Origin of the sequence: Serratia sp. Res13-Sevr-LER1-36-b (genome assembly GCF_015673035.1) — a bacterium.
Classification (GTDB): domain Bacteria; phylum Pseudomonadota; class Gammaproteobacteria; order Enterobacterales; family Enterobacteriaceae; genus Chania; species Chania fonticola_C.
Map to the genome: position 1 here is coordinate 444,491 of NZ_JADACK010000005.1, position 25,390 is coordinate 469,880.

General features: G+C 51.9%; 24 protein-coding genes and 3 tRNA genes. 15 read left to right on the forward strand and 12 right to left on the reverse strand.

Features of this window, described 5'->3' with window-relative positions:
* Window positions 1-40 precede the first annotated feature (40 nt).
* A complete protein-coding gene (gene cycA / locus IMQ33_RS03080) occupies window positions 41-1,441 on the reverse strand; it encodes a D-serine/D-alanine/glycine transporter (protein ID WP_024486730.1) in 1,401 nt (466 codons plus the stop codon).
* Between the two features lie 630 nt (window positions 1,442-2,071).
* Here cycA and IMQ33_RS03085 point away from each other — a divergent pair.
* Window positions 2,072-2,500: a universal stress protein gene (locus IMQ33_RS03085; RefSeq protein WP_021178353.1), complete on the forward strand. Its 429-nt coding sequence runs from the start codon at window positions 2,072-2,074 to the stop codon at window positions 2,498-2,500.
* A 370-nt stretch (window positions 2,501-2,870) separates the two neighbouring features.
* On the opposite strand, the gene IMQ33_RS03090 is transcribed toward IMQ33_RS03085, so the two are convergent.
* Entirely contained in the window at window positions 2,871-3,095 is a 225-nt protein-coding gene (locus tag IMQ33_RS03090; protein WP_021178352.1) for a DUF2594 family protein, read from the reverse strand.
* 792 nt (window positions 3,096-3,887) lie between these two features.
* On the opposite strand from IMQ33_RS03090, the gene uvrY reads away from it, so the two are divergent.
* The 6 genes from uvrY to IMQ33_RS03120 all read left to right on the forward strand — a co-directional run bounded on the left by uvrY (window position 3,888) and on the right by IMQ33_RS03120 (window position 7,419).
* On the forward strand, window positions 3,888-4,544 hold the full coding sequence (gene uvrY, locus IMQ33_RS03095; protein ID WP_065685124.1) for a UvrY/SirA/GacA family response regulator transcription factor: 657 nt from the start codon (window positions 3,888-3,890) through the stop codon (window positions 4,542-4,544).
* Window positions 4,537-6,369, forward strand: coding sequence for an excinuclease ABC subunit UvrC (uvrC, locus tag IMQ33_RS03100; protein ID WP_021178350.1), 1,833 nt, complete (start codon window positions 4,537-4,539; stop codon window positions 6,367-6,369). Before uvrY ends, uvrC begins: the two co-directional genes overlap by 8 nt.
* A 56-nt stretch (window positions 6,370-6,425) precedes the next feature.
* Window positions 6,426-6,974: a CDP-diacylglycerol--glycerol-3-phosphate 3-phosphatidyltransferase gene (gene pgsA, locus IMQ33_RS03105; RefSeq protein WP_021804755.1), complete on the forward strand. Its 549-nt coding sequence runs from the start codon at window positions 6,426-6,428 to the stop codon at window positions 6,972-6,974.
* Window positions 6,975-7,118: 144 nt separating this feature from the next.
* Window positions 7,119-7,194: transfer RNA gene (locus IMQ33_RS03110), tRNA-Gly, on the forward strand.
* A 55-nt stretch (window positions 7,195-7,249) separates the two neighbouring features.
* Window positions 7,250-7,323, forward strand: a tRNA-Cys gene (locus IMQ33_RS03115).
* Window positions 7,324-7,333: 10 nt separating this feature from the next.
* A tRNA-Leu gene (locus IMQ33_RS03120) sits at window positions 7,334-7,419 on the forward strand.
* Window positions 7,420-7,533: 114 nt separating this feature from the next.
* Here the strand turns inward: IMQ33_RS03120 and IMQ33_RS03125 are convergent.
* Entirely contained in the window at window positions 7,534-7,986 is a 453-nt protein-coding gene (locus IMQ33_RS03125; protein WP_065685123.1) for a hypothetical protein, read from the reverse strand.
* A gap of 269 nt (window positions 7,987-8,255) precedes the next feature.
* On the opposite strand from IMQ33_RS03125, the gene IMQ33_RS03130 reads away from it, so the two are divergent.
* Window positions 8,256-8,678, forward strand: coding sequence for a hypothetical protein (locus IMQ33_RS03130; RefSeq protein WP_173409451.1), 423 nt, complete (start codon window positions 8,256-8,258; stop codon window positions 8,676-8,678).
* A gap of 120 nt (window positions 8,679-8,798) precedes the next feature.
* On the opposite strand, the gene IMQ33_RS03135 is transcribed toward IMQ33_RS03130, so the two are convergent.
* Entirely contained in the window at window positions 8,799-9,293 is a 495-nt protein-coding gene (locus IMQ33_RS03135) for an Lrp/AsnC family transcriptional regulator (RefSeq protein WP_098931584.1), read from the reverse strand.
* A 139-nt stretch (window positions 9,294-9,432) separates the two neighbouring features.
* Between IMQ33_RS03135 and IMQ33_RS03140 the strand changes: the two genes are divergently transcribed.
* Window positions 9,433-10,389 carry a DMT family transporter gene (locus tag IMQ33_RS03140; protein ID WP_370571925.1) on the forward strand — a complete coding sequence of 319 codons (957 nt, stop codon included), beginning with the start codon at window positions 9,433-9,435 and terminating at the stop codon, window positions 10,387-10,389.
* Between the two features lie 61 nt (window positions 10,390-10,450).
* Here IMQ33_RS03140 and IMQ33_RS03145 read toward each other — a convergent pair whose 3' ends face one another.
* The 3 genes from IMQ33_RS03145 to IMQ33_RS03155 all read right to left on the reverse strand — a co-directional run bounded on the left by IMQ33_RS03145 (window position 10,451) and on the right by IMQ33_RS03155 (window position 14,276).
* On the reverse strand, window positions 10,451-11,776 hold the full coding sequence (locus IMQ33_RS03145; RefSeq protein ID WP_230326679.1) for an MFS transporter: 1,326 nt from the start codon (window positions 11,774-11,776) through the stop codon (window positions 10,451-10,453).
* Window positions 11,777-11,925: 149 nt separating this feature from the next.
* A complete protein-coding gene (gene proP, locus IMQ33_RS03150) occupies window positions 11,926-13,428 on the reverse strand; it encodes a glycine betaine/L-proline transporter ProP (protein ID WP_024528512.1) in 1,503 nt (500 codons plus the stop codon).
* 434 nt (window positions 13,429-13,862) lie between these two features.
* Window positions 13,863-14,276, reverse strand: a complete 414-nt coding sequence (locus IMQ33_RS03155) for an Exc2 family lipoprotein (protein WP_098931581.1) — start codon at window positions 14,274-14,276, stop codon at window positions 13,863-13,865.
* Between the two features lie 144 nt (window positions 14,277-14,420).
* On the opposite strand from IMQ33_RS03155, the gene IMQ33_RS03160 reads away from it, so the two are divergent.
* The 3 genes from IMQ33_RS03160 to IMQ33_RS26270 all read left to right on the forward strand — a co-directional run bounded on the left by IMQ33_RS03160 (window position 14,421) and on the right by IMQ33_RS26270 (window position 15,550).
* Window positions 14,421-14,726 (forward strand): hypothetical protein, encoded by a 306-nt coding sequence (locus tag IMQ33_RS03160; protein WP_065685119.1) that lies wholly within the window; start codon window positions 14,421-14,423, stop codon window positions 14,724-14,726.
* A gap of 119 nt (window positions 14,727-14,845) precedes the next feature.
* The gene (locus tag IMQ33_RS03165; protein ID WP_161713014.1) at window positions 14,846-15,349 is read left to right on the forward strand and encodes a YlaC family protein; all 504 of its coding nucleotides are present in this window, start codon (window positions 14,846-14,848) and stop codon (window positions 15,347-15,349) included.
* A 69-nt stretch (window positions 15,350-15,418) separates the two neighbouring features.
* On the forward strand, window positions 15,419-15,550 hold the full coding sequence (locus IMQ33_RS26270; RefSeq protein ID WP_021178340.1) for a hypothetical protein: 132 nt from the start codon (window positions 15,419-15,421) through the stop codon (window positions 15,548-15,550).
* Between the two features lie 417 nt (window positions 15,551-15,967).
* Here the strand turns inward: IMQ33_RS26270 and IMQ33_RS03170 are convergent, their stop codons facing one another.
* The 3 genes from IMQ33_RS03170 to mdoC form a co-directional block, all read right to left on the reverse strand.
* On the reverse strand, window positions 15,968-17,689 hold the full coding sequence (locus IMQ33_RS03170) for a potassium/proton antiporter (RefSeq protein WP_098932009.1): 1,722 nt from the start codon (window positions 17,687-17,689) through the stop codon (window positions 15,968-15,970).
* A gap of 277 nt (window positions 17,690-17,966) precedes the next feature.
* Entirely contained in the window at window positions 17,967-18,191 is a 225-nt protein-coding gene (locus IMQ33_RS03175; protein ID WP_021178338.1) for a hypothetical protein, read from the reverse strand.
* A gap of 315 nt (window positions 18,192-18,506) precedes the next feature.
* A complete protein-coding gene (mdoC, locus tag IMQ33_RS03180; protein ID WP_065685117.1) occupies window positions 18,507-19,634 on the reverse strand; it encodes a glucans biosynthesis protein MdoC in 1,128 nt (375 codons plus the stop codon).
* A 252-nt stretch (window positions 19,635-19,886) separates the two neighbouring features.
* On the opposite strand from mdoC, the gene IMQ33_RS03185 reads away from it, so the two are divergent.
* The 3 genes from IMQ33_RS03185 to IMQ33_RS03195 all read left to right on the forward strand — a co-directional run bounded on the left by IMQ33_RS03185 (window position 19,887) and on the right by IMQ33_RS03195 (window position 24,330).
* Window positions 19,887-21,455 (forward strand): glucan biosynthesis protein G, encoded by a 1,569-nt coding sequence (locus tag IMQ33_RS03185; protein WP_083196385.1) that lies wholly within the window; start codon window positions 19,887-19,889, stop codon window positions 21,453-21,455.
* Window positions 21,448-24,009 (forward strand): glucans biosynthesis glucosyltransferase MdoH, encoded by a 2,562-nt coding sequence (gene mdoH, locus IMQ33_RS03190; RefSeq protein ID WP_196061759.1) that lies wholly within the window; start codon window positions 21,448-21,450, stop codon window positions 24,007-24,009. The genes IMQ33_RS03185 and mdoH overlap by 8 nt, the downstream gene beginning before the upstream one ends.
* An 81-nt stretch (window positions 24,010-24,090) precedes the next feature.
* The gene (locus IMQ33_RS03195) at window positions 24,091-24,330 is read left to right on the forward strand and encodes a YceK/YidQ family lipoprotein (RefSeq protein WP_161713011.1); all 240 of its coding nucleotides are present in this window, start codon (window positions 24,091-24,093) and stop codon (window positions 24,328-24,330) included.
* Between the two features lie 3 nt (window positions 24,331-24,333).
* Here the strand turns inward: IMQ33_RS03195 and IMQ33_RS03200 are convergent, their stop codons facing one another.
* On the reverse strand, window positions 24,334-24,882 hold the full coding sequence (locus IMQ33_RS03200; RefSeq protein WP_161713010.1) for a GNAT family N-acetyltransferase: 549 nt from the start codon (window positions 24,880-24,882) through the stop codon (window positions 24,334-24,336).
* A gap of 97 nt (window positions 24,883-24,979) precedes the next feature.
* Window positions 24,980-25,354, reverse strand: coding sequence for a MysB family protein (locus IMQ33_RS03205; RefSeq protein ID WP_024485685.1), 375 nt, complete (start codon window positions 25,352-25,354; stop codon window positions 24,980-24,982).
* Window positions 25,355-25,390: the final 36 nt, after the last annotated feature.

The following is a 25,390-nucleotide window of genomic DNA, read 5'->3' on the forward strand; positions in this document are numbered from 1 at the left end:
AAAAACGCCGCGTGAGAACGCGGCGTTGCAATAACTAAGGTCAGGCAGCCTTTTTACGGCGCACAAACTGATAACCGATCCCCAGAATGATAAACCACAGCGGCGTGACGACCAGCGCCTGGCGTGTGTCCTCGCGCAGCGTCAGCAGCACCAGCACGAAAGCGAAGAACGCCATACATACCCAGCACATCAACTTACCGGCAGGCATCTTGTAGATCGATTTCTGGTGCAGTGCCGGGCGTTGCTTACGGTAGACCAGATACGAGCACAGAATGATGGTCCAGACGAACATGAACAGAATGGCCGACACGGTGGTGACCAGCGTGAATACGGTCATGACGTTCGGGATCAGATAGATCAGCACCACGCCGCCCAGCAGACAGATACAAGAGAAGGTCAGGCCGTTCGCCGGTACCGCACGTTTGGACAGGTTGGCAAAGGATTTAGGCGCATCGCCTTCCTGTGCCAGGCCGAACAGCATACGGCTGGTAGAGAACACGCCGCTGTTGGCGGAAGAGGCGGCAGAGGTCAACACCACGAAGTTGATCACGCTGGCTGCGGCTGGCAGACCAATCAGTACGAACAACTCCACGAACGGGCTCTTATCGGCCACCACCGAGTTCCAAGGCGTTACCGACATGATCACGATCAGCGCGAAGACGTAGAACATGATGATGCGGATCGGAATGGAGTTGATGGCACGTGGCAGCACTTTTTCCGGATCTTTGGTTTCGGCCGCGGTGGTTCCCACCAGTTCGATACCCACAAAGGCAAACACCGCAATCTGGAAGCCAGCAAAGAAGCCGCTAATGCCTTTCGGGAACATGCCGCCGTCATTCCATAAGTGGGAGAAGGAGGCCACGCTGCCGGTTGGGGATTCGAAGTGCATCGCCACCATGACCAAACCAGCGATGATCAGGCCCACTATCGCGACGATTTTGATCATCGCAAACCAGAACTCCATCTCACCGAACATTTTCACCGTTGCCAGGTTCAGGCTGAGCAGCAGCAACACGCACAGTAAAGAGGCGATCCATTGGGAGAGATCGGGGAACCAGAACTGCGCGTAGGCGGTAATGGCCACCACGTCGGCAATGCCGGTGACCACCCAACAGAACCAGTAAGTCCAACCGGTGAAGAACCCTGCCCAGGGGCCGAGCAGATCGGCGGCAAAGTCGCTGAAAGATTTGTACTGCAGATTGGAGAGCAGCAGCTCGCCCATCGCGCGCATCACGAAGAACAGCATAAAGCCGATGATCATGTACACGAAGATGATGGAAGGCCCGGCCAGGCTGATGGTCTTACCGGAACCCATAAACAAACCTGTACCAATGGCACCGCCGATAGCGATCAGTTGGATATGTCGGTTTGAGAGGTTTCGCCTTAGGTGATCTTCTGATCCGGGCGTGGCGTCCACTGCTATTTTAGAATGATCTACCATCGTATGCTGTCCTGTTTTTACCTGTCATGAGTGGAATGGCGAGCTCTGAAGTGGCTCTTTTTTATCTGTATTAGCCGGTTTTTCCGACAAAAGTTAAGGTAACTCAATATCACCACCTTTGTGCAACATATTTACAACATAATGAGGTGGGATAAAAGCCGATTATTCTTTACTCAGGGGAGGCAAATCGGACGTCTAGGGAGCGGAAGATTACTCTTTACCACGGCAAATGAACAGTGCCGCTAGTGGTTATCTCATTGATTAAACAGGGGCTTATAAAAATCGCATGAAAAAAACTAATGCTAAGAGACGATTACACTAATCCTGATGCCTACCGGTGCTTGAGGGGCGTTAATAGTGGGTGTTGCGCGGGGAGCAGTTGAGTTCTAATCAGTTTATTGCTGCAGCTGGCGCGGCTTGGCAGAGGATCGCCGGGCGAGCAGCGTACATTTGGTTGGTTTTGCGGTTCAAATCACAAAAGTATAAATCATCGGTTGAGTAAAGGTGGCCAAAAGGTCGAGAAGCCACCAGCTACACCTGTTGATCACAAAAGCATCATAAATAGGTACAAGCTCCCATTGGCCAGCGGTAAGCTGTGTTCATCACGGTAATACAGAGAGGGGATTGAATATGTACAAGACCATTTTAGTACCGGTAGATCTTGCAGAAGACGTATTGACTGAACATGCGCTCGAACATGTGGAGTATCTGGCCAAGATGTCTGGAGCCAAGGTGCATTTCTTCCATGCCTTGCCGGATGCTTCGGCCTTTGTGACCGCCTATTCGTTTGGTATCAAAGAGTTTGAAAATCAGGCTGAAGTGAAGGCGGTGGAGGGGTTGAAGAAGCTCATGGCGGGGATCGATCTGCCGTTGGAGCGTCTTTCCTATACCATCAGCTTCGGTTCGCCACGTGACGAGGTGTTACAACTTGCCGAGGAAATCTCAGCCGATCTGATCGTGATTGGTTCTCGCCGTCCTAGTGTCAAAACCTACCTGCTCGGCTCAAATGCGGCCGCCATTGTCCGCCACGCCAAGATCTCGGTGATGGTAGTCCGATAATCAGTAGTTAGTCTTCATCAAACCCGGCCCGCGCCCTGCGGGCCAATGACCCCAAAGAAAACGGTGCTTGCCAGCAAGCCTGTGCAGATACTGCGCGAAAGGTCAGTTAATTCCTAATCTATAGGGCTATTTATTCGCGTCACGAACAATAACGGGGTAATAAAAATCCCACAACATTATTAATGATTAAATGGGACTAATCCTATTGTTGTTTTTTCAACTAATGATTAATGCGCTAGAATGAATGTTGGTTTGGTTAATGATAGAAAATATTCTGTTACGAAACTTATCATTCAACCGCTAAGGAGGAGGCTCTAATTACATGCCAAACCGTTATCAGACCCCAAACGGGGGCCTGACAGCGCACGGATTATTGGCGGTAGGCGTGCTTGATCTGCTGAATACTATTCTTGAAGATTTCAGCCTGATCCGGGTCATCCACCTGAGCGGCAAAACGTTCCAGATTGATGATCACTTTACCGGCATCAGCCTGGCCAATTGCCTTTAATATCAACGTCAAAGTCGCTTTGAGGCAGGCAACTTCGGTGGCCAGCGCTTGCGGGTTTGCAGACGTAGTGAAGTCAACGTTGCTCATTTTATCTCCTGAATTTTAAGGCATAAGCCTGAAGTGAAATGTGAAATGTGGTTTGATGCACAACAACCCGCTGCCGACTTACCCAGGCAGACCCCGTGCCTCATTTAGGGCGCTGAGTATACCACAGCAACGGCGGTTCGTATCGCTGAGGCCGCGTGGCGAGGGCACGATGCCCGTGAGGGCAGGGTGGCAGGGCATTTTTTTGCGCTAGTGGTGTAATTCCTTTGCATACTCATTTATAGTTAGCGGCGGGCTGTGTGCTTTCGGATAACGTGGATTTTATAAAGTAATACTGGCTTAATTCGACGTGATGAATAACTATTTCATCTGCAAGCTATTGACATTTAGGCCGGTTATTTTCTATTGAAATGTCACCTTTTTCGCTGTCTACAACGGTTATGTATTCTGAATAAGGGTTTCCCTATAGCGGTTTGTACGTGATTAAAAATGGCGTAATTTTGTTATTTTTTTGTAATTCATATAGTTACGAGTGATAATTGGTGGGGTAGTTATTATCTGGTTTTGTGAAAACAGCGATTAATTTTCCCGCCAGAAGGCGTAAAATGGCGTATCATGGTGGTAATGTATTGAGCCTAATAGGCTTGATGATTTTTTATCCGCTAACCAGTGGTTTAATCGTAACAAAGGTGGCTCAGGGGTCGACAAACCTGGCCATAGTTAACCGAGAGTAAGTATTAATCTGTATTCATTCTTTGCTGAAAACCAAGTAATATCTGTTTAGATGACAGAGGCTGATTGATTGCGTTACTCCCTTATTTTGGAGAATTTTCCTTGATTAGCGTTCTTCTTGTTGATGACCACGAACTGGTGCGCGCAGGGATACGACGCATTCTTGAAGATATCAAAGGCATTAAAGTTGTTGGCGAAGCACAATGCGGTGAAGATGCCGTAAAATGGTGCCGCGGCAACTCTGTCGATATCGTTTTGATGGATATGAATATGCCGGGTATTGGGGGGCTGGAAGCCACCCGTAAGATTGTACGTTACACGCCCGATATCAAGGTCATCATGTTGACTATTCATACTGAAAACCCGTTGCCTGCCAAGGTGATGCAGGCGGGTGCGGCTGGCTATCTGAGCAAAGGCGCAGCACCCCAAGAGGTGGTTAACGCGATCCGTTCGGTACATGCCGGCCAGCGCTACATCGCTTCGGACATCGCCCAGCAAATGGCATTAAGCCAGTTGGAGCCGCAGGCGGAAAACCCGTTCAGTACCTTGTCTGAGCGTGAATTACAAATTATGTTGATGATCACTAAAGGGAAGAAAGTGAATGAGATTTCAGAACAGCTGAATCTCAGCCCTAAAACAGTGAATAGTTATCGTTATCGTATGTTCACCAAGCTGAATATCAGCGGGGATGTTGAATTGACCCATCTGGCGATCAGACACGGGCTGTTCAACGCGGAGACATTGTTAAGCAGTGAATGATCGTTTTGATGCACCGGCATTTCTTAAAACCGTAACCAGTCAGCCTGGCGTTTATCGCATGTATGATCTGACGGGGACGGTGATCTATGTGGGTAAAGCCAAGGACCTGAAAAAACGTCTCGCGAGCTATTTCCGCACTCAGGTCAGTAGCCGCAAGACGGAAACGCTGGTCAAAAATATCGCGCAAATTGACGTTACCGTTACTCATACGGAAACCGAGGCGTTACTGCTGGAACATAATTATATCAAGCTGTATCAACCCCGATATAATGTTCTGTTGCGCGACGATAAATCCTATCCGCTGATTTTTTTGAGTGCCGATAGCCACCCAAGGCTGACGGTACACCGTGGTGCCAAGCATGCCAAAGGCGAATACTTTGGCCCGTTCCCCAATTCTTACGCCGTGCGTGAAACGCTGGCGCTGCTGCAAAAACTGTTCCCCGTGCGTCAATGCGATAACAGCGTCTACCGCAATCGCTCCCGTCCTTGCCTGCAGTATCAGATTGGCCGTTGTCTGGGGCCATGCGTTGCCGGTTTGGTGAGTGAGGAAGATTACCGCCAGCAAGTAGACTATGTGCGCCTGTTTTTGTCCGGTAAGGATCAGCAGGTATTGCACCAGTTGATAGCACGGATGGAAAACGCCAGCAAACTGCTCAATTTTGAAGAAGCTGCGCGCATCCGCGATCAGATCCAGGCGGTACGGCGAGTGACAGAAAAGCAGTTTGTCTCGGGAGACAGCGACGATCTGGATGTGATCGGCGTGGCTTTCGATGCGGGTATGGCCTGCGTACATGTGCTATTTATTCGCCAGGGCAAGGTGTTAGGCAGCCGCAGCTACTTCCCGAAAGTACCGGGTGGTACAGAACTGAGTGAAGTGGTGCAAACCTTTGTGGGCCAGTTCTATTTACAAGGCAGCCAGGCGCGCACTTTGCCAGCCGAGATCCTGCTGGACTTTACGTTACCGGAAAAAGATCTGCTGGCTAGCTCGCTAAGCGAACTGGCTGGGCGCAAGATCCAGATCCAGAGCAAGCCACGTGGCGACCGTGCCCGTTACTTGAAGCTGGCGCGTACCAACGCTTCGACGGCGCTAGTCACCAAGCTTTCTCAGCAATCGACTATCCATCAGCGGCTGGCGGAACTGGCGAAAACGCTGAACCTGACCGAAATAAACCGGATGGAGTGTTTCGATATCAGCCACACGATGGGGGAGCAGACCGTTGCTTCTTGCGTGGTGTTCGACAGTAACGGCCCATTGCGCTCGGAGTATCGGCGCTACAATATTACCGGTATCACGCCGGGTGATGACTATGCCGCGATGGCGCAAGTGCTGAAACGGCGCTATGGTAAAGCTCTGGAAGAGAGCAAGATCCCGGACGTCATCTTTATTGATGGTGGGAAAGGGCAGCTGGGTATGGCGATTGACGTGTTCAATTCGCTGAACGTGACCTGGGACAAGCACAAACCGTTGCTGATCGGTATTGCCAAAGGCAGCGATCGTAAAGCCGGGCTGGAGACGTTGTTCTTCGTCCCTGAGGGGGAGGGGATTTCGCTACCTTCGGACTCGCCGGCACTGCACGTGATCCAGCATATTCGTGATGACTCACACAACCATGCGATCACCGGCCATCGCCAGAAACGGGCGAAAGTCAAAAATACCAGCGCTTTGGAACTGATCGACGGCGTTGGGCCAAAACGGCGTCAGGTGCTGTTGAAGTATATGGGTGGACTTCAACCATTATTGAACGCCAGCGTTGAGGAAATTGCAAAAGTGCCGGGTATTTCACAAGCATTGGCAGAAAAGATCTACAATGCATTGAAACACTGAGGGCAATGTAGCAACATACTCTTAATTTCCACTCCAGCCAGATAGTTACCAGCATTATGCAATTGAATATACCGACTTGGCTTACCCTGTTCCGCGTAGTTTTGATCCCATTCTTCGTACTGGCGTTTTACCTGCCGTTCGTCTGGGCTCCGATGCTCTGTGCGGTCATTTTCGTGTTTGCTGCTGTAACCGATTGGTTTGACGGCTTTTTAGCCCGTCGCTGGAAGCAGACAACCCGCTTTGGTGCGTTCCTCGACCCGGTTGCCGATAAGGTGATGGTGGCGGTGGCCCTGGTGCTGGTAGCGGAGCATTATCACACCTGGTGGATCACTCTGCCTGCGGCAACCATGATCGCCCGCGAGATCATAATCTCGTCGTTGCGCGAATGGATGGCGGAAATCGGCAAGCGCAGCAGCGTGGCGGTTTCGTGGATTGGCAAGGTGAAAACCATGGCGCAGATGATGTCATTGGTTGGCCTGTTGTGGCGACCAGAGCCTACGGTGGAGTATCTGTCGTTCGGCTTGCTGTACATCGCCGCCGTGCTGACCTTCTGGTCGATGTTCCAATATTTGAACGCGGCACGCCGCGATTTGCTGGAACCTTGATCGAAGCGATGTAAAAATCGGCAAACGAACCTGGTGAGACAACAATTTTATTGACTCACCACGCCAGATAAGTAGAATGCATCGCATCAGACGGCAGCGGTGAGTTGCCAAAAGAGTTAAAAAAATCAGCAAGTTCTGATTAATGCGGGAATAGCTCAGTTGGTAGAGCACGACCTTGCCAAGGTCGGGGTCGCGAGTTCGAGTCTCGTTTCCCGCTCCAAATTTAGTAAAGCTGGTGATTACGAGCTTTAGCCTGCAAAGGCAAACAGAATTAAGGCGCGTTAACAAAGCGGTTATGTAGCGGATTGCAAATCCGTCTAGTCCGGTTCGACTCCGGAACGCGCCTCCAATTTTCCCGAGCCCGGGTGGTGAAATCGGTAGACACAAGGGATTTAAAATCCCTCGGCTTATGGCTGTGCGGGTTCAAGTCCCGCCCCGGGTACCAGGAAAATAAACTAAGAATAATCAAAGCAATATGTAGTAATGTCGTACCGCCGAGAGGCGGTTTTTTTGTGCCTGAAATCCGCTTGTCAGCTAAAAATAGCGCAATTATTACCTTCTATTTGGCGTTAATTACTCCTTTGCTGCCTGCATCATTATCCACCCAAACATCTTCCCCCTTGAGGCGGCGATCCCCTTGAATGGTATAAGTGATGGTGCCACTTCTGAACACCAGCGCGCCATCAGATTTCTTTGCTTTGACCTGCTTACCATTGACCAAGACATGATCCTTGGCATCGATACTGATTGTCGCTACCGTGGCACCTGTCTGTGGGAATGTGGCAACCCACTCACCGGTATATGGGCTGGCACTGGTGTCAGCAGCGGGGGCGGTTCCAAAACCGGCCTTGGCATTCTCGGCCTTGGTTTTGTGAATGTCACAGCCTTGTGCCTCGGTCACTTGGGTGCAGCCGGAACGCTCAAGCTGCTGGGCAAATTTTGCGTTGATGGCGTGGGCCGGGGCGATACCAAATAGCGTAAGTGTCAGCATAACAGCTGCATTTTTTGACATTGTAGTTCCTCCTAAAATAAGCCGATCTATTGCCACGGAAACGGACTTGGTATCTCAGTGGCTGAGGGGCATATCTAAATCTAGCACTCAATAGCCCTTAACGCGATTCGACCAGCAACGAGGCATTTTCTCAGTCGATGGTCGAATTCAATCACGGAGCGCTATGGCTTCTCTATCGTCGATTTATAAATTGAATGGATTCAGCCCGATTTCGTTGCCAGCGGTAACTGATATGCTACAAGACTCGGCTATTCAATCAGGAGATGACGATGGAATTTGAAATTGAGATTATTAATCCGGCGAAACATCCAGAGCTAGCGGCCCAGCAGGTGGTTATCGAGTTGATCCGCGCTGGGAAAATTGACAACTCCTTTAATGGCGCCAAAGCGTTAAATACTTACCAAAATCTGGTGGAAAAGTATAAGGCATTAGCTGCTGAGCCCGGTACTGTTCAGGCTAAGGACAACGCTATAGAGCCTCCTGCCTCGGAGGCCAAGGCGGTTACAACGCCGAGTAAACCTGCAGCAGTGGTTGCGGCCAAAGCAAAAAGCAATGCTGCCAAGCCCTCCGCAGAGACAAAAGTGAGAACCAAGGTATCGGCTCCAGCGGTTAAAGAGTCAACCGTTGCTGCAGAAGTCGTTGCCAAGCCAAAGAAAGCCAAACCAAATCCGACTACTGCCAAGAAAAAATAATCCTTCTATGCGCGGAGGTTCCAACTTTCGCGCAGCTTACTCAAGATTGGGCGCGGCAGCGCCCCTTCTCCTTGAGTCGGTAGGAGTTTGCCAACTCATACGTGACTCGTGATCAAACGACTATTGCGTAGAGACTATGCTGATGCCTTCTGCCGGTAGCGGCAGCGCCGTTTTATAGCGCACCTGTTTGAGGGCAAAGCTGGAGCGGATGTTGGCTACGCCCGGGATCTTGGTCAGATGATCCAGAATAAAACGCTCTAGCGCGCGAATATCGGGTACCAATACCCGCAACAGATAATCGGCATCGCCCGTCATCAGGTAACACTCCATCACTTCTGGGCGCTGATCAATGGCCTGTTCAAAATTGCTGAGCGCACCTTCCACCTGCTTTTCCAAACTCACCTGAATAAATACGTTCACATGGAGCCCAAGCACCGCCGGTTCCAGCAAGGTCACTTGCCCCCTGATGATGCCCAACTCTTCCATGGCTTTTACACGGTTGAAGCAGGGGGTTGGGGATAGATTGACCGAGCGGGCAAGCTCCGCATTGGTGATCCGCGAGTTCGTCTGCATCGAGTTCAGAATGGCGACGTCTGTGCGATCAAGCTTCTTCATGTGAGAAAATTTACCCTTGAAATATAATTTATGAGGTTAAAATGACTCATAAAAACCGATTTGATAGACATAATAAGAGAAAGTTTCCCCGGTTATCCAGATAAAATTAGCAGATTGAATGAATGGATGAGAAACCGCTGTGGATACTGAGGGTAAATACTTAACCGGCTCGCCAAACGTATCGAGCTACGCGCCCGATAGCGTGAAAATCAAGGGTATCCTGCTGTTGGTTGGGGCCATTGTGATTTGGGGGGCGAATTGGCCGGTGATGAAGGCTGGGCTTTCTCATATGACGCCGATTTGGCTTTCTACTGCCCGATTTGTCAGTGGCGCGCTGTGCCTGTTTGCTCTGCAGATATTGACCAAGAAGCTGCGATTCCCGCCACGCAAGGATTGGCCGTTGGTGGTGAGCGTAGGGCTGCTGCAAATGCTGACATTTACCGTGCTTGGTGCCTTTGCCATGACCGAAGTGCCTGCTGGCCGATCCGCTATCCTGGCTTACACCACGCCGCTCTGGGTCACGCCTATCGCAGTGTTGTTTTTCCGTCAGTCGCTTTCACGTCGGCAATTGATGGGCTCATTGCTCGGTGGTGTAGGGGTCATTGTGTTGTTCAACCCGTTCACGTTTAACTGGGGCGATAAGGTTCTCATCGTGGCGAACCTGATGTTGCTTACGGCCTCCTTTGCCTGGGCGATGTGCATTTTGCACCTGCGTTATCATAAAGGGGTATGCAGCGCGTATGAGCTTGCTCCCTGGCAGATGCTGCTGGCCAGTGTACCGTTGGCGTTGATGGCTCGGGTTTTCGAAGGGCCGTATACCGGCGATGGTTCTACATCGTTAATCGAAATACTGCTGTTTATGGGGCCGCTGGCGACAGCGTTCTGCTTTGTTGCGGTGAATGCCGCCAGCATGTGGTTGTCGAGCACCAGCATGTCGACGGCGATGCTTGGGGTGCCGGTAATAGGCTTACTGATGTCCGTTATCTTTCTGGGGGAGCAATTGACTCTCACGCTGGGTATTGGCCTGCTGGTCATCATGTCCGGTATTTTTATTGTGACGGTAAAGCCATCGGCAAGTGGCATTAAGACTCCGTAGCGTTATCAGTATGGCCAAGTTACCTTGGCCAGCTTACGTCAGTGAGTTAGGCCTGTTCTAATCATTTCTCGCCCACCTTTCTCTGCTGGGCCGAAAGGGCTACTAACATCAGCCCCGTAAGCAATGAGATACCAATGATTAATTTCCATGCATCCGTGTAACCATAGCTTTGTATATACGCCCCCATCAAGATATACGTGGGCATTAAGCCAAGGCTCCGAATGGTGGTGATTATCCCGCTGATGCGCCCACGATGGCTGCGAGGAGAGTTATTGGCTAAATAAATCCCCTCCTTGGTGACGAGCAAGATCTCGCCGATGGTAAGGAAAAGCCAGGCAATAAACTGCATGGCAACCAGAGGGGATAGCAGGGTAATGCCATATCCCAATGCTAACGCAAACGCGGAAATGGCCAGACTTTTAATGTCGCAGATGTTGATGGTCATTCTGATAATCAACGGTGTCATCACCACCACCAAAATGCTGGCGAAAGTCATTAACTGGCCAAACAAGACAGGCCCTTGTTGGCCAAAAATATGGCTAAGGTAGAGCGGGGTAGTCATGGTCATTTGGTTTAACGAAAACCACAGCAGCATACATAACACGCCGAATACCAGCAACCGAGGCCTTTGCTTGAACACCTGCCATACAGAAGCCTCAGTGGCTTTTTCCAGTTCGGAGTGTTCCCGATGGTTTGTTGCCCGATTGTCGGCGGGATTATCGACATAGAATAAAACGATGACTACGCCTATTAGGCCAGCGAGACCATTGCCCCAAAAAATCCAGGCCGTGTAGTTCCAGAAAAGATAGCCAGCCAGAACCGGGCCAACCCCAGAGCCCAGATTGTAGGCAAGATAGCTTAACGACATCACCGCATTGCGATTGGCAGGGGTAGATAGATCGGCGACAAGGGCATTACTTGCCGGGAGGGCTACACCAAAAAAGAAGTAGCTGACAAAAAGCAACGCGGGTAGCAGGCTGTGCCAATCGGTAAAGAAACCACTCACGACCAAGATTATCGAACCGATGATCTCTCCCCAAATCATCATGTTCTTATGGCCGAAACTATCGGACATCTTGCCGCCGACCAGATTCCCCAAAAGATAGAATGCGGTGACTCCCATCGCCAGGCCGCCTGCCATGGTTGTTGAATAGCCTAGTTTTTGCGTTAGCAGCAGTACCATGAAAGGTATGATGAAATTGCCAAGACCAAGAACAAATCTGGCTAAGGCAATAAAATAGACGTCGTTTGGTAACCCTTGGTACATAGCGACGGGATTGAAAAGTCGGGCGGGCAAGGGCACCCCCTTAATCATTACTGTTGAAGTTAGGGGCGCAAAGCAATGAGGTATCCGAACCTGATAACTGCGGCCTTCCTGAAAAGTCATGGCAAGTTAGCATGTTCGAGGGGGGAAGCAAACAGAGCGAGGCGGCTGGCAAAATCTTGACCGGCTTCATGCTGCCCCCATTGAGAGTAATAAAAAGGCCAGAGTCGTTACGCTAACGAGCTCTGGCCTGTTTGTTCACCGGGGGAGAATTAATCCAGTTTTGGATGCTGGTCGATCAGCGTTTGCTTTTTCTTCTCCAAATCGGCGATTTGCTGGCTGATATCTTCGACTTTCTGCTCGATATTATCGTAAGTTTCCTGCAGCAGTTCTTTGGCTTCTGAGCGGTCAGAGGCGGCTGGAGCAGCACCGCGCAGCGGCTTGTTGGCCGTTTCTTTCATATACAGACCGGTCACCAGACCAATCGCTGCCACCACCATCAGATAATAGGCTGGCATATACAGGTTACCGGTGCTCTCGACCAGCCATGCGGCCAGCGTTGGCGTGACGCCCGCAATCAGTACCGAGATATTGAATGAAATCGCCAGCGCGCTGTAACGGATGTGGGTTGGGAACATCGCAGGCAGAATGGAGGCCATCACCCCGATAAAGGAGTTGAGCAACACGGCCAGTATCAAGAGGCCAACAAAAATCAGGCCAATAACGTTACTGTTGATCAAGATAAAGCTAGGGATGGCCAGCAACAGCAGACCGACGCTACCGCCAATGATGAAGGGTCTACGGCCAATGCGGTCGCTGGTCATGCCGACCAGTGGCTGGACGAACAACATACCTAGCATGATGGCAATGATAATCAGCACGCCGTGGTCTTCGGAATAGTGCAGGTTATGCGACAGGTAGCTTGGCATGTAGGTCAGCAACATGTAGTAGGTCACATTGGTCGAGATCACGATACCTACGCACACCAGCAGGCTTCTCCAGTGCTTGGTGGCGATCTCTTTGAACGAGGTCTTCGGCGGGTTCTCAATTGCCGCACGGTCGTTCTGTTCCATTTTGTCCATATGCTGCTGGAACGCTGGCGTCTCTTCCAATGCGTGGCGCAAATACAGGCCAATCACACCCAGCGGTGCTGCCAGGAAGAATGGAATACGCCAGCCCCAGTCGAGGAAGTTGGCCTCACCCACTATGCTGGAGATGAGCACCACCACACCTGCCCCTAATACGAAGCCGGCGATGGAGCCAAAGTCGAGCCAGCTGCCCATAAATCCGCGTTTACGGTCTGGCGAATACTCGGCCACAAAGATGGCTGCGCCAGAATACTCCCCGCCGACGGAGAAGCCCTGTGCCAGTTTGGCCAGCAACAGCAGGATAGGGGCCCAGATGCCAATCGAGGCGTGGGACGGGATCAGGCCGATACAGAAGGTACTGATCGCCATAATAATGATGGTAATGGATAACACTTTCTGGCGGCCGAATTTATCGCCCATGGCACCGAAGAAGACACCGCCCAAAGGACGTACCAGGAAAGGAACCGAGAAGGTGGCCAGAGCGGCAATCATCTGCACGCCAGGCGTGGCACCAGGGAAGAACACCTGGCCAAGTGCGTAGGCGACAAAGCCGTAAACACCGAAGTCAAACCATTCCATGGCGTTGCCTAATGCGGCGGCGGTAATGGCTTTCTTTAACTTGCTGTCATCAATAATCGTGATGTCATTAATCTGTAGTGGTTTATGCTTTTTTTTTCTTAGCTTCATAAATCATCCCATGCAAAATTGATCGTCGGCGAGTTCGTCGGCCCGCTCATTTTTATTGGTCAAGATATCAGTCAGGCTAATGTCACCTCTGTTTTGCAGATTGTCCTCGTGGTTTTTTTCTGAGAGTCTCATCACAATAAATAGGGTTTTAAACAAAAAATGTCATCCTTAGGATTAGTTTTTCTTGTCATATAGCTTAGCGTTATCTGGGATTTGAATCAAATCGAGTAAAAAATGTTATGTTTTTCAGTGGCTTTTACGGCAGGATTATCTGAGGGATGGGCCAATTTTCATCAATAAAGGGTGTTAAAACGTGTTCAGTATGTCTCCGAACACCTGTCTACAATGTCCCCGAACAGTACAGGAATGATACAGGCTTAAGGCCCCCTCACGAATGCAGAATCAGGGGGCGGTGCTGCTAGCATTTCGTCCGGTTAAGGCTTGCCGTCATAGCCATCCCAGTAGGTTTCTACCGCGTTTTCGATCATGATCTCACGCTGTTTTTTTGGCGAGTCAGCAGTATAGGTCCGATTGAACATTGTAGACTTGCGTTCTGACTCAGGTAAAAAAGCAGGATCGCGGAACTCATTTACCCTTTGCTGTGCCTGTTCGCGGGTCAGGCCATTTTGGCGATCTTTTTTGCCTGCCTGATAGAACTGATCGAAGAACGGGATAGCGGCTTTAGCTGACTTCGAGATATTGGTCTGCGTGTTGGGATCGAAATGTGCCTCCGCCAACTGGAAGGTGGCATGGCGGGCGTGTCTTTCAACGCTGTTTTGTGAGGCGGTGCAGGCGCAAAGCAATAACGTGGCTAACAACGGGATCGAGCGGTAATGTTTCGATAGCATGTGAAGCTCCTTGTTATAGGTATTGAAGGTTCCAGAGGATGTCCCGCTATTCTATCCCAGTAGCAACATATTGAAACCCATCATGATAGCGTAACCCTTGCTACACTTATTACAGGCAGCGTTGCCTGGTGAGTGGAGGTGGATATGTCTGATACCGAACTGCTTCAAGTGCTTTTGCAGCGTATAGAGGCATTGGAAGCCCGTGAACAGGCACTCACTGCGGCCTCCAATGCCTACCAAGCAATCATCACCACCCTATTAGGTAATATGGATAAAACAGCGTGCGACAAGGTGATTTCGATGATCGATCAGGCACATGAAATCGCCTATGTACGCGCTGCGCATCGCTGTGACGAACTGCAGAAACGTAAAATCAAGCAGGCGGATGATGTTGCACAGCGTATGTTTATGGTCGCGCAGGGGCAGGGAAGGGCATCACAGTCACGCTGATCCTATAACAGTTTGCGGTGAATAATGCAGGAATTGATCTACCTCAATAAACTGTCATTGTGATAGCTTGGGCTGAGATTGGTGATAGTCACGATGCACTGAGGCATTAAGGTATGGCGATGGATACGATTAAGAACATCCTGGTTGCAGAAATAGAACAGATTAACCGGCGGGAAGGGCGTGACGGTAAGCCACGTTTTAACAGCGAGTTTGCGCGTACCCACCGTTGGCTGTGTTTTGCCATGTTCGCTGGCTATTTTGCCGTGATCGCGGTGATGTACCCGGTGCCCTATATGGGGCTGTATTCGTTCCTGGGTTTTACTGCCTTTGTGCTGTTTATGTTTGCCATGCTGCTGATTGAAATCAAACCGGTTTACCGCTTTGAGGACATCGGCGTGCTGGATCTGCGTGTTTGTTACAATGGGGAATGGTACTTTACGCGCGCACTGTCGCCGCAGGCCATCCAGGCACTGTTGAACGAACCTACGGTGAGCAAGGTGTTGAAAACCCGTATGCAGGAAATCATCGCCAACAAGGGCGAGATTGATTTCTATGACGTTTACGATCTGGCCTATGCCAAAAGGTTAGCTACCCCGTCAACCCCGCAGGCCGCGCTGAGCTGAATAGGTTGCACCGGTGTCGAGGTTGGTTATAATAGTTGTTGGTTATGAGACTATTCTTAGGAAATAGCGATGAGTGATGATATTTTTGATTTTGACATTGACGATGAATTAGCCAAAGCGGAAAAAAATGCGGCGCAGAAAGCCAGGGAAGTTCCTGAAATTCTTGAGGATGAAGAAGACTGCGAAGGCTGCAAAATCTGATTGAATTGCCAAAAAAACCGCTGCGGCGGTTTTTTTATGCCCGCCCGCCAGACATTGCCTCAATCCAGCAAAAAACCCCAGATCAACAGCCCGGCCACGGTGACGAGGCACAGGGCAGAAACGGTCAGCAGCACTTTTCCCAGTAAATCTTTCTCTTGTTGTTTTTGCATCAGGTGACATCATCCAAGTAGTATTCGATGGACCAAATCGGCGATACCCAAATCCAGTAAGGCAACGCTTAAAGCGATGACGGTCAAGGCTGAAAAGAACTTCGCTTTATTGCTCAAGATCTTATCCGACGGTAGATGTACCGCAAACGGCCCACCTCAACGCTGGGGTGGGCATTAATGACTGTCATTAAGAGTTATCCGGGCCGGATTAGTTCCCGCAACGGCATGGTTAATGGCGATTAACGGGTTAATCGGTAACGATCTTGACGCCTATTTTGCTGATTTGATTAGCATCCATTTCCGCGATAGTCCAGGTCAAACCATCCCATTCCACCTGATCCCCCACCACGGCTTCCCCCCCGATTAACCGGGTGACGAACTGGCCGAGCGTTTGCTGATCGTCCACGCCGTCTTGCAGATTCAGGCCGTAAACCTGTGAGATATCACTCAGGCGCGCATCGGATTGCAGAATGAAATCACCGAAGAACCGTTCATCCAGCGTAACCGTAGGCGCCTGGCTGAACAGTTTACCCAACGCAGGCAGATCGTGTTCATGGCCAATAACGCACAGGGTATCGCCTTCCAGCAAGCGGGTGCTGCCGCTAGGGTGTAACAGTTCTTTGCCACGGAACAGCGCGGCAATGTGCGTTCCCGGCGGCATCTTGAGTTCGCGCAGCGCCGCGCCAACGCACCAGTTTTCTGCACTTAGCTGATAGACAAACTGCTCCCATTGGTTTTCCTGATGAACATCCAGCCCCACGCGGGAGATCGGGGCTAATGCCGGTGGCACCACCACCTTGGCCTTTTTGGCGGCAAAGGACAGCGAAGTGCCCTGCAACAGCAGTGAAACCAACACCACAAAGAACGCGACGTTAAAGAACAGATTGGCATTGGGTAGCCCGGCCATCATCGGGAACACCGCCAGGATCACCGGCACCGCGCCGCGTAATCCCACCCAGGAGATAAACATGCGCTCGCGCAGGTTGAAGTTGCGAAACGGCAGCAGGCCGATAAACACCGAAATCGGGCGGGCAAACAGGATCATCCACAGCGAGAGCAGCAGGGCAGGGATGGCGATAGGCAACAGGTCGTGCGGGTTAAGCAACAGCCCGAGCACCAGGAACATGCCGATCTGGCTCAGCCAGGCCAGGCCGTCGAAGGTTTGCACAATGCCGTGGTAGTTACGGATTGGACGGTTACCCAGCAGCAGGCCGCACAGATAGACCGCCAGAATGCCGCTGCCATCCAGAGCGGTAGTCAGGGCAAAGATCAAGATGCCGCCGCTCACCGCCAGCAGCGGATATAACCCTTCCGCCAGCTTGATGTGGTTGATCAGCGTTATCAGCAACCAGCCTCCGCCCAGGCCAATCACGATGCCCATGCCGAACTGCTGCAAGAGATGGACGATGAACATCCAGCTTAGCGAGGTTTCGCCAGCGGAAATCATGGCAATCAGGGTGATGGTTAAAAACACTGCCATCGGGTCGTTGCTGCCGGACTCAATTTCCAGCGTCGCGCTGACACGCTCGTTCAGCCCTTTGCCACCCAACAGTGAAAACACCGCGGCCGCATCGGTCGAGCCAATAATGGCGCCGATCAGCAGCCCCTGGATCAAATCGAGGTTAAACAGCCAGGCGGCGGCCAGGCCCGTCAAACCAGCGGTGATCAGTACGCCGATGGTGGCCAGTGACAATGCGGGCCACAGCGCGACACGAAAGGAGCTGACGCGGGTACGCATACCGCCGTCGAGCAGGATCACTGCCAGAGCCAGGTTACTGACCAGATAGGCGGCGGGATAGTTATCGAAGGCGATGCCACCAGGGCCGTCAACACCGGCCAGCATGCCTATCGCCAGGAAGATCACCAGAATGGGGATCCCCAGGCGTGAAGAGAAAGAACTGAGCAGAATACTTGCTCCCACCAACACGGCACCGATGATGAACAAGCTATTGATCGTGCTGGCATCCAAAATAATGTTCTCCTGCGAGTTGAGCTGAAAGGGGGGGCGCCAAAGCAAAGACACCGGGTCATAATAGCCTGTTTTTCCTGTGCAACGCCAAGGCTGATTGCCAAAAAACGGTGTCATTATGGCTACTTGCCGCAAAATTTGATGAAATGAGAGGTGAAATGTGGGTATTGCTGCTTTTGTGCCTATTTATCAGCTCATTGAGGACGGCAGGAAACAGGTTATCGAGGAAAAACCATTAACCCCCCAGCAGGAGGCTTAATGGTTTACAGGCGGGAGGTTAGTGATCGAGTGATTGCAGGGCACGCTTGATTAATTCGGCTGCCAGTTTCCTTTCGGCCTCGGAGATCCCGTCCAGGTTGAGGCTGGAAAGCTCGGTTACCAATACGCTGCGATCTTTGCCGCTGATGGAAGAATCCAGTGCGGACAGCAGTCTACCCAAGATTTTCAGTAGTGTGGCGTTTTCTGCTACGGCTTCGGTTGCCGCGGTCGGTTTATCGGTCATTAAAAATCCTCTCTGTCGTGACGGAAGGGAAATGTTACCGGCGCACGCGATGGTGATGCGCCATCCCTTAGGGTTCGTGAGCCCAATCGCTACCGTAAGGCAGGGATGTGGATTTTTTCTTATGCACTGTAGTTATAACAACTCACCGCAATATGCTCCAGCACAACTTTGCATCAACGGGTCGCGATAGGTTGAGCAATAGGTGCGCTGACCACCGATCAATTATAGCTAAGCGAGCACAGCACGCGGCGCTTCTACGAGGGTGAAGGGTGTCATGTTAGCAGGGCGCTGCAAGCAACGCCCTTACACGGGAGATTAGGCTTTACCAGAGAACAGGAAGCGTAACAGCGGGATACGCTTGTGCACCTCATATAACAGGAAGGCACAGGCAAAGACGAACACCAGACCCAGCAGGAAACCCAGCAGATTATTATCGATCAGCGGAGTCACAAAGGCGCCGTATATCAGCGTCAGCGGATGGTGAACCAGATAGATAAACAGCGAAGCGTTGACCAGATAGGTAATGCGAGGAGAATGGAAATCGAGCAGCGCATGGCCAAATGCGAACACCACGTTGGCCATCAGGATCCCGAGCACGGCTTTGATCATGATTTCCAGTTCAAACCCAAAGCTGCTGTGCGCCAACAGTTTCTGGTTGAGCATGTAGGCTACCAACAGCAGCAGTGAGCCCAGTACGGCTGGCCACGAGGGCGTGAGGAACACCGCTTTCAGCCATGAATACTTAAACGCGTAGGCTCCCACAATGAAGAAAGGCAAGTAGAACAGGGTTTCCATCACCACGAAGTTGAACAGGCCGTTAGACAGTAAATGCGGGGCGGTGATTAAAATAATGCGATGAAACACGCCGTATATAAAGGCATACAATAAAAACCACAATGAGATATTGCTGAGAGTGGTCATTTTATTTATTGGCCGCGGTGCCATCGGCGTTTTTATCGCCTTAATTTTTTTAAACAGATAAAAACAGGCGCAGGTCAATAAGCACAAGGTTAATAAAAACCATAGATGGGAGACCAACTCCCAAACCGCCACGTTTATTTTTTGTTCAGGGGTGAAATCATCCCAGCCGGTTAATTTATCGGTGTAGTTCTTGAGTAAAAAAAACTGTGGCAAGGTAATCAATGGGATAGAACTCAACAGCGGAATGGCAACCCGCTCCAGGCGTACCTTCAACCAGCGGTGACTGTCATAGCGTTCGTACAGCATGTAGGAGAAGTAGCCGGAGATAATGAAGAACACCTGCATGCGAAAGGCGTGAATAAAGTCGTTCAACACCGTCAGCGAAAACGACGGGGTCGCGCTGTTTACCGCCCACGAGTGGCTGGAGTAAATCAGAGAAAGATGAAAAGGAATGCCCAGCAGCATCAAATAGGCCCGGATCGAATCCAGGAAAAACTCGCGCTGGTTAGTGCTGTTAGTCATAGGTTACCGCTGGTGGTTGCATCAGGGGAGTGTAAACCCGCTTAATAAGTCGGCAATGGGGGAATCGCAAACTCAAACCCTACTATAGCGACCGACATTTTTCCATAGCGTCTTGGAGCACGGCTTGCTACGCTGCACAACTGCTTAAACTCTAAGCCGTAAACATCAGCACACGTTTATCATGTTGTCGGCGAGCAGAATAATCCATTAATATGGATTTTGAATATTTTGAGCACACGAATAGGGGGGGATGTGCTAGTAAATCTATTATCAAAAAAACCACGCGCCACGAGCGTACGTTGGTTAGGTGCTACCGTTTTATGCACGTTGTTGAGTTCGCAGGCATGGGCTTTTTCTATCGACGATGTGGCCAAACAGGCACAGGATCTGGCAGGAAAAGGCTTTGAAGCCCCGAAGAGCAACCTTCCTTCTCAGTTTCGCGATATGAAGTTCGCGGACTATCAGCAGATCCAGTTCAATCACGATAAAGCCGTGTGGAGTAAGCTGAAAACCCCTTTCAAGCTTGAGTTCTACCATCAAGGGATGTACTTCGACACGCCGGTTACCATCAACGAGGTCACGGCCACCTCCGTCAAAGAGATCAAATACAGCCCTGACTATTTCAACTTTGGCCCCGTCAAGCACGATCCTGACTCGGTGAAGAAACTCGGTTTCGCCGGGTTTAAAGTGCTCTATCCGGTCAACAGTGCGGATAAGAACGACGAAATCATGAGCATGCTGGGTGCCAGCTATTTCCGCGTGGTGGGTAAAGGGCAGGTTTATGGGCTTTCTGCTCGTGGGCTGGCTATCGATACCGCCTTGCCATCTGGCGAAGAGTTCCCGCGTTTTCGCGAGTTCTGGATCGAACGTCCTAAGCAGGGCGACAAGCATCTGGTGATTTATGCCTTGCTGGATTCTCCACGTGCTACCGGCGCTTACCGTTTTGTGGTTTACCCCGGCCGCGATACCACGGTAGATGTCCAGTCCAAAGTGTTCCTGCGCGACAAAGTGGGCAAGTTGGGTATGGCACCGTTGACCAGCATGTTCCTGTTCGGGCCGAGCCAGCCTTCGCCAACGCTGAACTACCGCCCGGCGCTGCACGACTCCAACGGTCTGTCTATCCATGCCGGTAACGGCGAGTGGATCTGGCGTCCGCTGAACAATCCTAAGCACCTGTCGGTCAGCACTTACAGCATCGAAAATCCGAAAGGTTTTGGTCTGCTGCAGCGTGGTCGCGATTTCCGTGATTACCAGGACCTGGACGACCGTTACGATCTGCGTCCAAGCGCTTGGGTTGAGCCGCGCGGCGATTGGGGCAAGGGTAAGGTTGAGCTGGTAGAGATCCCAACTGCGGATGAAACTAACGATAACATCGTGGCGTTCTGGACGCCGGATGTGTTGCCTGATGCAAAAACGCCGTTGGCCTTGAACTACCGCCTGTACTTCACTCGCGACGAAGAGAAGCTGCATTCACAGGATATCGGCTACGTGGGTAAAACCATGCGTTCAACCGGTGATGTGAAGCAGTCAAACCTGATCCGCGAGCCGGACGGCAGCGTGGCGTTCCTGGTTGACTTCGTCGGCCCAGCACTGAAAGCGCTGGATGCCAATACGCCGGTGGCTTCTCAGATCAGCATTGGTGACAACGGCGAAATGGTGGAAAACAGCGTTCGCTATAATCCGGTCACCAAAGGCTGGCGTTTGACGGTGCGTTTGAAAGTGAAAGACGAGAAAAAGCCGGTAGAAATGCGTGCTGCGTTGGTCAACGGTGACAAGACCCTGTCGGAAACCTGGAGCTATCAGCTACCTGCCAATGAATAAGTCTACTGAAACTGCCCAGGAATATCTTGCGGCAATGCCCCTGACCGATGAGCGGTCAGGGGTGCTCAAACAACAAGTGATGGCGGCTGAAACCTCGGCACTGGAGGCTTTGCATCGTCAGATGGGAGCCTCTGATGTCAATGTGGCGTCGCTGCCTGCCGATGACATTGCCCTGGCTTCGGTCAAGTCGCGCATCATCCAGGCTTGGCCAGATGCTGTCGATGACGACGATTTTGATTGTGACCCGGAAAGGCGCACCATCCTGAAAGCCACGCCGCCGGTAAAACGTACCACCATGTTCCCCGAAGCCTGGCGCACCAACCCGGTGGGGCGTTTCTGGGATACTCTGCTGGGCCGTAAGACACACAATCGTCATGCCAGCAAAGAAGAAGCCGAGGCGGAAAACCGCTGGCGTATTGTCGGTTCAATGCGCCGTTACGTGCTGTTGATCCTGATGTTGGTGCAAACCGGCATCGCCACCTGGTACATGAAAACCATCCTGCCTTATCAAGGTTGGGCGCTGATCGATCCTATCGCCATGTTCGATCAGGATCTGATGCAGTCGATGTTGCAAATATTACCTTATCTTTTGCAGACCGGTATTCTGATCCTGTTTGCCATTCTGTTCTGCTGGGTCTCTGCAGGTTTCTGGACTGCGCTGATGGGGTTCCTGCAACTGCTGATTGGCAAAGATAAATACAGCATCTCTTCGACTATCAAAGGGGATGAACCGATCGATCCAACGCACCGTACCGCGTTGATCATGCCGATCTGTAACGAAGACGTTGAACGGGTATTTGCCGGGTTGCGGGCAACCTACGAGTCGGTGAAGGCGACCGGTCAGCTTGAGCATTTCGATATCTATGTGCTGAGCGACAGTTACGATCCCGATATCTGCGTCGCCGAACAGAAAGCCTGGATGGAACTGTGCCGCGATGTTGAGGGCCACGGACGTATCTTCTACCGCCGTCGCCGCCGTCGTGTGAAACGTAAAAGCGGTAACATCGACGACTTCTGCCGTCGTTGGGGTGGTGAGTACAGTTACATGGTGATCCTGGATGCGGACAGCGTGATGAGCGGCGAGTGCCTCACTGGTCTGGTACGCTTGATGGAAGCTAACCCGAACGCCGGTATCATCCAGTCTGCACCAAAAGCCTCAGGCATGGATACGCTGTATGCCCGTGTGCAGCAGTTCGCCACGCGCCTCTATGGCCCGTTGTTCACCGCTGGTCTGCACTTCTGGCAGTTGGGCGAATCCCATTACTGGGGTCATAACGCCATCATCCGGGTGAAACCCTTCATCGAGCACTGCGCGTTGGCACCGTTGCCGGGTGAAGGCTCGTTTGCCGGTTCCATCCTCTCCCATGACTTTGTGGAAGCCGCATTGATGCGTCGTGCTGGCTGGGGCGTGTGGATCGCCTACGATCTGCCGGGCAGTTATGAAGAGTTACCGCCGAACCTGCTGGACGAGCTGAAACGCGACCGCCGCTGGTGTCATGGTAACCTGATGAACTTCCGCCTGTTCCTGGTAAAAGGCATGCATCCTGTACACCGCGCGGTGTTCCTGACCGGGGTCATGTCCTACCTGTCGGCACCGTTGTGGTTTATGTTCCTGGCGCTGTCCACCGCGTTGCAGATAGTGCATACGCTGGTGGAACCGCAATACTTCCTGCAACCCCGGCAGTTGTTCCCGGTGTGGCCACAGTGGAAGCCAGAACTGGCGATTGCACTGTTCTCCACCACCATGGTGCTGCTGTTCTTACCGAAGTTGCTGAGTATCGTGCTGGTCTGGGCAAAAGGCTCGAAGCAGTACGGCGGGCCGATCCGGCTGCTGATTTCCATGCTGATGGAAGTGATGTTCTCAGTGCTGTTGGCACCGGTGCGCATGCTGTTCCATACCGTGTTTGTGGTCAGCGCGTTCCTGGGCTGGGAAGTGGTGTGGAACTCGCCGCAGCGTGATGATGATGACACCCCTTGGGGCGAAGCCTTCAAGCGTCACGGTTCGCAAATGCTGTTGGGGTTGGTTTGGGGCGGCGGCATGGCATTGCTGGATCTGAACTTCCTGTGGTGGCTGTCACCGATCGTCTTCTCGCTGATCCTGTCACCGTTTGTTTCGGCGTTGTCGAGCCGCGCTACGCTCGGTCTCAAGAGCAAGCGAGCCAAGCTGTTCCTGATCCCGGAAGAGTACGATCCGCCGCGTGAACTGGTTGCCACAGATACCTATCTGCAACTTAATCGCCAGCGTGCCTTGCGCAATGGCTTTATGCATGCGGCGGTGGACCCGTCCTACAATGCCTTGGCTGCCGCGTTGGCAACGGCTCGTCACCATCTGCGAACCATTATCGATCGGGCGCGGGAAGAGCGGGTGAACGAGGCGCTGGAAGTAGGGCCAGAGAAGTTGGCAAAAGCCAAACGCCTTGAGCTGTTAAGCGATCCGGTGGCGTTGTCACGCCTGCATCAGCGCATTTGGCTGCTGCCGCAGGGCGAGGCCTGGCGCGAACATTATCGGCAGTTACCGCATAATGAACTGGCTCACCCCGTCGGCCAACGCTAACGGTTAGTATTAATTAAAGGGGAATGCGCACTGCGTGTTCCCCTTTTTCGTTTCAATCTCAATAAAGCTTGGATGTTGAAAATGGCTTCACTAGTCCGTCTGGCACTGTTGGCCGCTATGGCGACGGCATTATCTGGCTGCGGTAGCATTATCAGCCGCACGGTGCCTGGTGCAGGCCACGGGCACCAATATTATCCAGGGGTGCAGTGGGATTTGCGTGATACTCCCTGGCGCAGCGTTATGGTGATTGATGTACCGCTCTCGCTGGTGGTGGACACCTTTATGCTGCCGTTTGATGCGCAGCACGGGCCTTACGAATAGGTCTTAGCCTCTGGTTGCAAAGACCACCAACTGATAGCTTTGGTGATTGCAGTGGAAAGTGGTCAACGCCGTCATTCCCAGGCCAGCGACATGGGCGGCGAGCGAATGCGGGTTATCCTCACTAACAAACAGCGCGCCAACGTCAAAATCCTGCTGAGTTCGCGCTTTCACCGCGGCAAACAACTGGCGTAGCACGCCTTTTCCCCGCCATTCGGCACTCAGGCATACCGGGCCGTACAGAAATACCCGCTGTTGATCCAATGCCTGGTCTTGAAAGCGCTGCGTGGCCAACGTGTTTAGCATGGCATCCACTACTGGTGGCCGTGGTTGGGCGTCGGTTGGCATCAGGCAGACAAAACCAGCCAACCGTTCCTCTTCGATAGCGATCAAAATACCCAGGCCGTTATTGATGCTTGCCAGCTGTTTTTCGTTCATCTGCGAGACGATAAAACCCTGTTGCCGCTGCTGGGCGTTGAGGTTCTCTGGGGTGTTTTGCGCCTGTAGAGCCAGAATTGCGGGATAATCACCGGGAACCGCTTGCCTGATGAGCATGATACCTGCCTGTGTTAAGGGGAGAATGTAGCAGCATGCAATGCGTAGCCAGGGTCGTCAAGGCGAGGGTGGGCAACCAGGTGCCCACCCAACGGGCTCAACGTTCATCCCATTCGTCGGCAGCGCTCTGGCCTTCTTCGGTATCCAGCGGCGGATCGAGCTGAAAATCCCCTTCCTCCCACTCATGCAGCGTATTTTCGTTGATCCACTCGGCGCGGATCTCAATCTCGTCGTAGTCACCGTCAAAAATGGCCTGGGCGGCAGCGCCGCTGCGCATCGTCATGCATTCGACAGACTCACCTTCTTCTTCGAAAAACTCGGCCTGCCACATCGTGTCGCCATCCAACATGATGTATTTTTGCAGGTTAAACTGTTGAGGTACCGGCGGCTCATCATCACCGCCTTCCGCCGTTTCGATAAACTCCTCGCGAGCGGCTTCGATCGCTTCTTCCAGCGTGGCATACAGGCTCATGCTCATCTCCTTTTTCAATCATCTTGGGGGACACCA

What these genes read in the sequence shown, in the direction of transcription:
- cycA (WP_024486730.1), bottom strand. Translation starts at nt 1,441, where the DNA reads ATGGTAGATCATTCTAAAATAGCAGTGGACGCCACGCCCGGATCAGAA.
- IMQ33_RS03085 (WP_021178353.1), top strand. Translation starts at nt 2,072, where the DNA reads ATGTACAAGACCATTTTAGTACCGGTAGATCTTGCAGAAGACGTATTG.
- IMQ33_RS03090 (WP_021178352.1), bottom strand. Translation starts at nt 3,095, where the DNA reads ATGAGCAACGTTGACTTCACTACGTCTGCAAACCCGCAAGCGCTGGCC.
- pgsA (WP_021804755.1), top strand. Translation starts at nt 6,426, where the DNA reads ATGCAATTGAATATACCGACTTGGCTTACCCTGTTCCGCGTAGTTTTG.
- IMQ33_RS03125 (WP_065685123.1), bottom strand. Translation starts at nt 7,986, where the DNA reads ATGTCAAAAAATGCAGCTGTTATGCTGACACTTACGCTATTTGGTATC.
- IMQ33_RS03130 (WP_173409451.1), top strand. Translation starts at nt 8,256, where the DNA reads ATGGAATTTGAAATTGAGATTATTAATCCGGCGAAACATCCAGAGCTA.
- IMQ33_RS03135 (WP_098931584.1), bottom strand. Translation starts at nt 9,293, where the DNA reads ATGAAGAAGCTTGATCGCACAGACGTCGCCATTCTGAACTCGATGCAG.
- IMQ33_RS03145 (WP_230326679.1), bottom strand. Translation starts at nt 11,776, where the DNA reads ATGACTTTTCAGGAAGGCCGCAGTTATCAGGTTCGGATACCTCATTGC.
- proP (WP_024528512.1), bottom strand. Translation starts at nt 13,428, where the DNA reads ATGAAGCTAAGAAAAAAAAAGCATAAACCACTACAGATTAATGACATC.
- IMQ33_RS03155 (WP_098931581.1), bottom strand. Translation starts at nt 14,276, where the DNA reads ATGCTATCGAAACATTACCGCTCGATCCCGTTGTTAGCCACGTTATTG.
- IMQ33_RS03160 (WP_065685119.1), top strand. Translation starts at nt 14,421, where the DNA reads ATGTCTGATACCGAACTGCTTCAAGTGCTTTTGCAGCGTATAGAGGCA.
- IMQ33_RS03165 (WP_161713014.1), top strand. Translation starts at nt 14,846, where the DNA reads ATGGATACGATTAAGAACATCCTGGTTGCAGAAATAGAACAGATTAAC.
- IMQ33_RS26270 (WP_021178340.1), top strand. Translation starts at nt 15,419, where the DNA reads ATGAGTGATGATATTTTTGATTTTGACATTGACGATGAATTAGCCAAA.
- IMQ33_RS03175 (WP_021178338.1), bottom strand. Translation starts at nt 18,191, where the DNA reads ATGACCGATAAACCGACCGCGGCAACCGAAGCCGTAGCAGAAAACGCC.
- mdoC (WP_065685117.1), bottom strand. Translation starts at nt 19,634, where the DNA reads ATGACTAACAGCACTAACCAGCGCGAGTTTTTCCTGGATTCGATCCGG.
- mdoH (WP_196061759.1), top strand. Translation starts at nt 21,448, where the DNA reads ATGAATAAGTCTACTGAAACTGCCCAGGAATATCTTGCGGCAATGCCC.
- IMQ33_RS03195 (WP_161713011.1), top strand. Translation starts at nt 24,091, where the DNA reads ATGGCTTCACTAGTCCGTCTGGCACTGTTGGCCGCTATGGCGACGGCA.
- IMQ33_RS03200 (WP_161713010.1), bottom strand. Translation starts at nt 24,882, where the DNA reads ATGCTCATCAGGCAAGCGGTTCCCGGTGATTATCCCGCAATTCTGGCT.
- IMQ33_RS03205 (WP_024485685.1), bottom strand. Translation starts at nt 25,354, where the DNA reads ATGAGCCTGTATGCCACGCTGGAAGAAGCGATCGAAGCCGCTCGCGAG.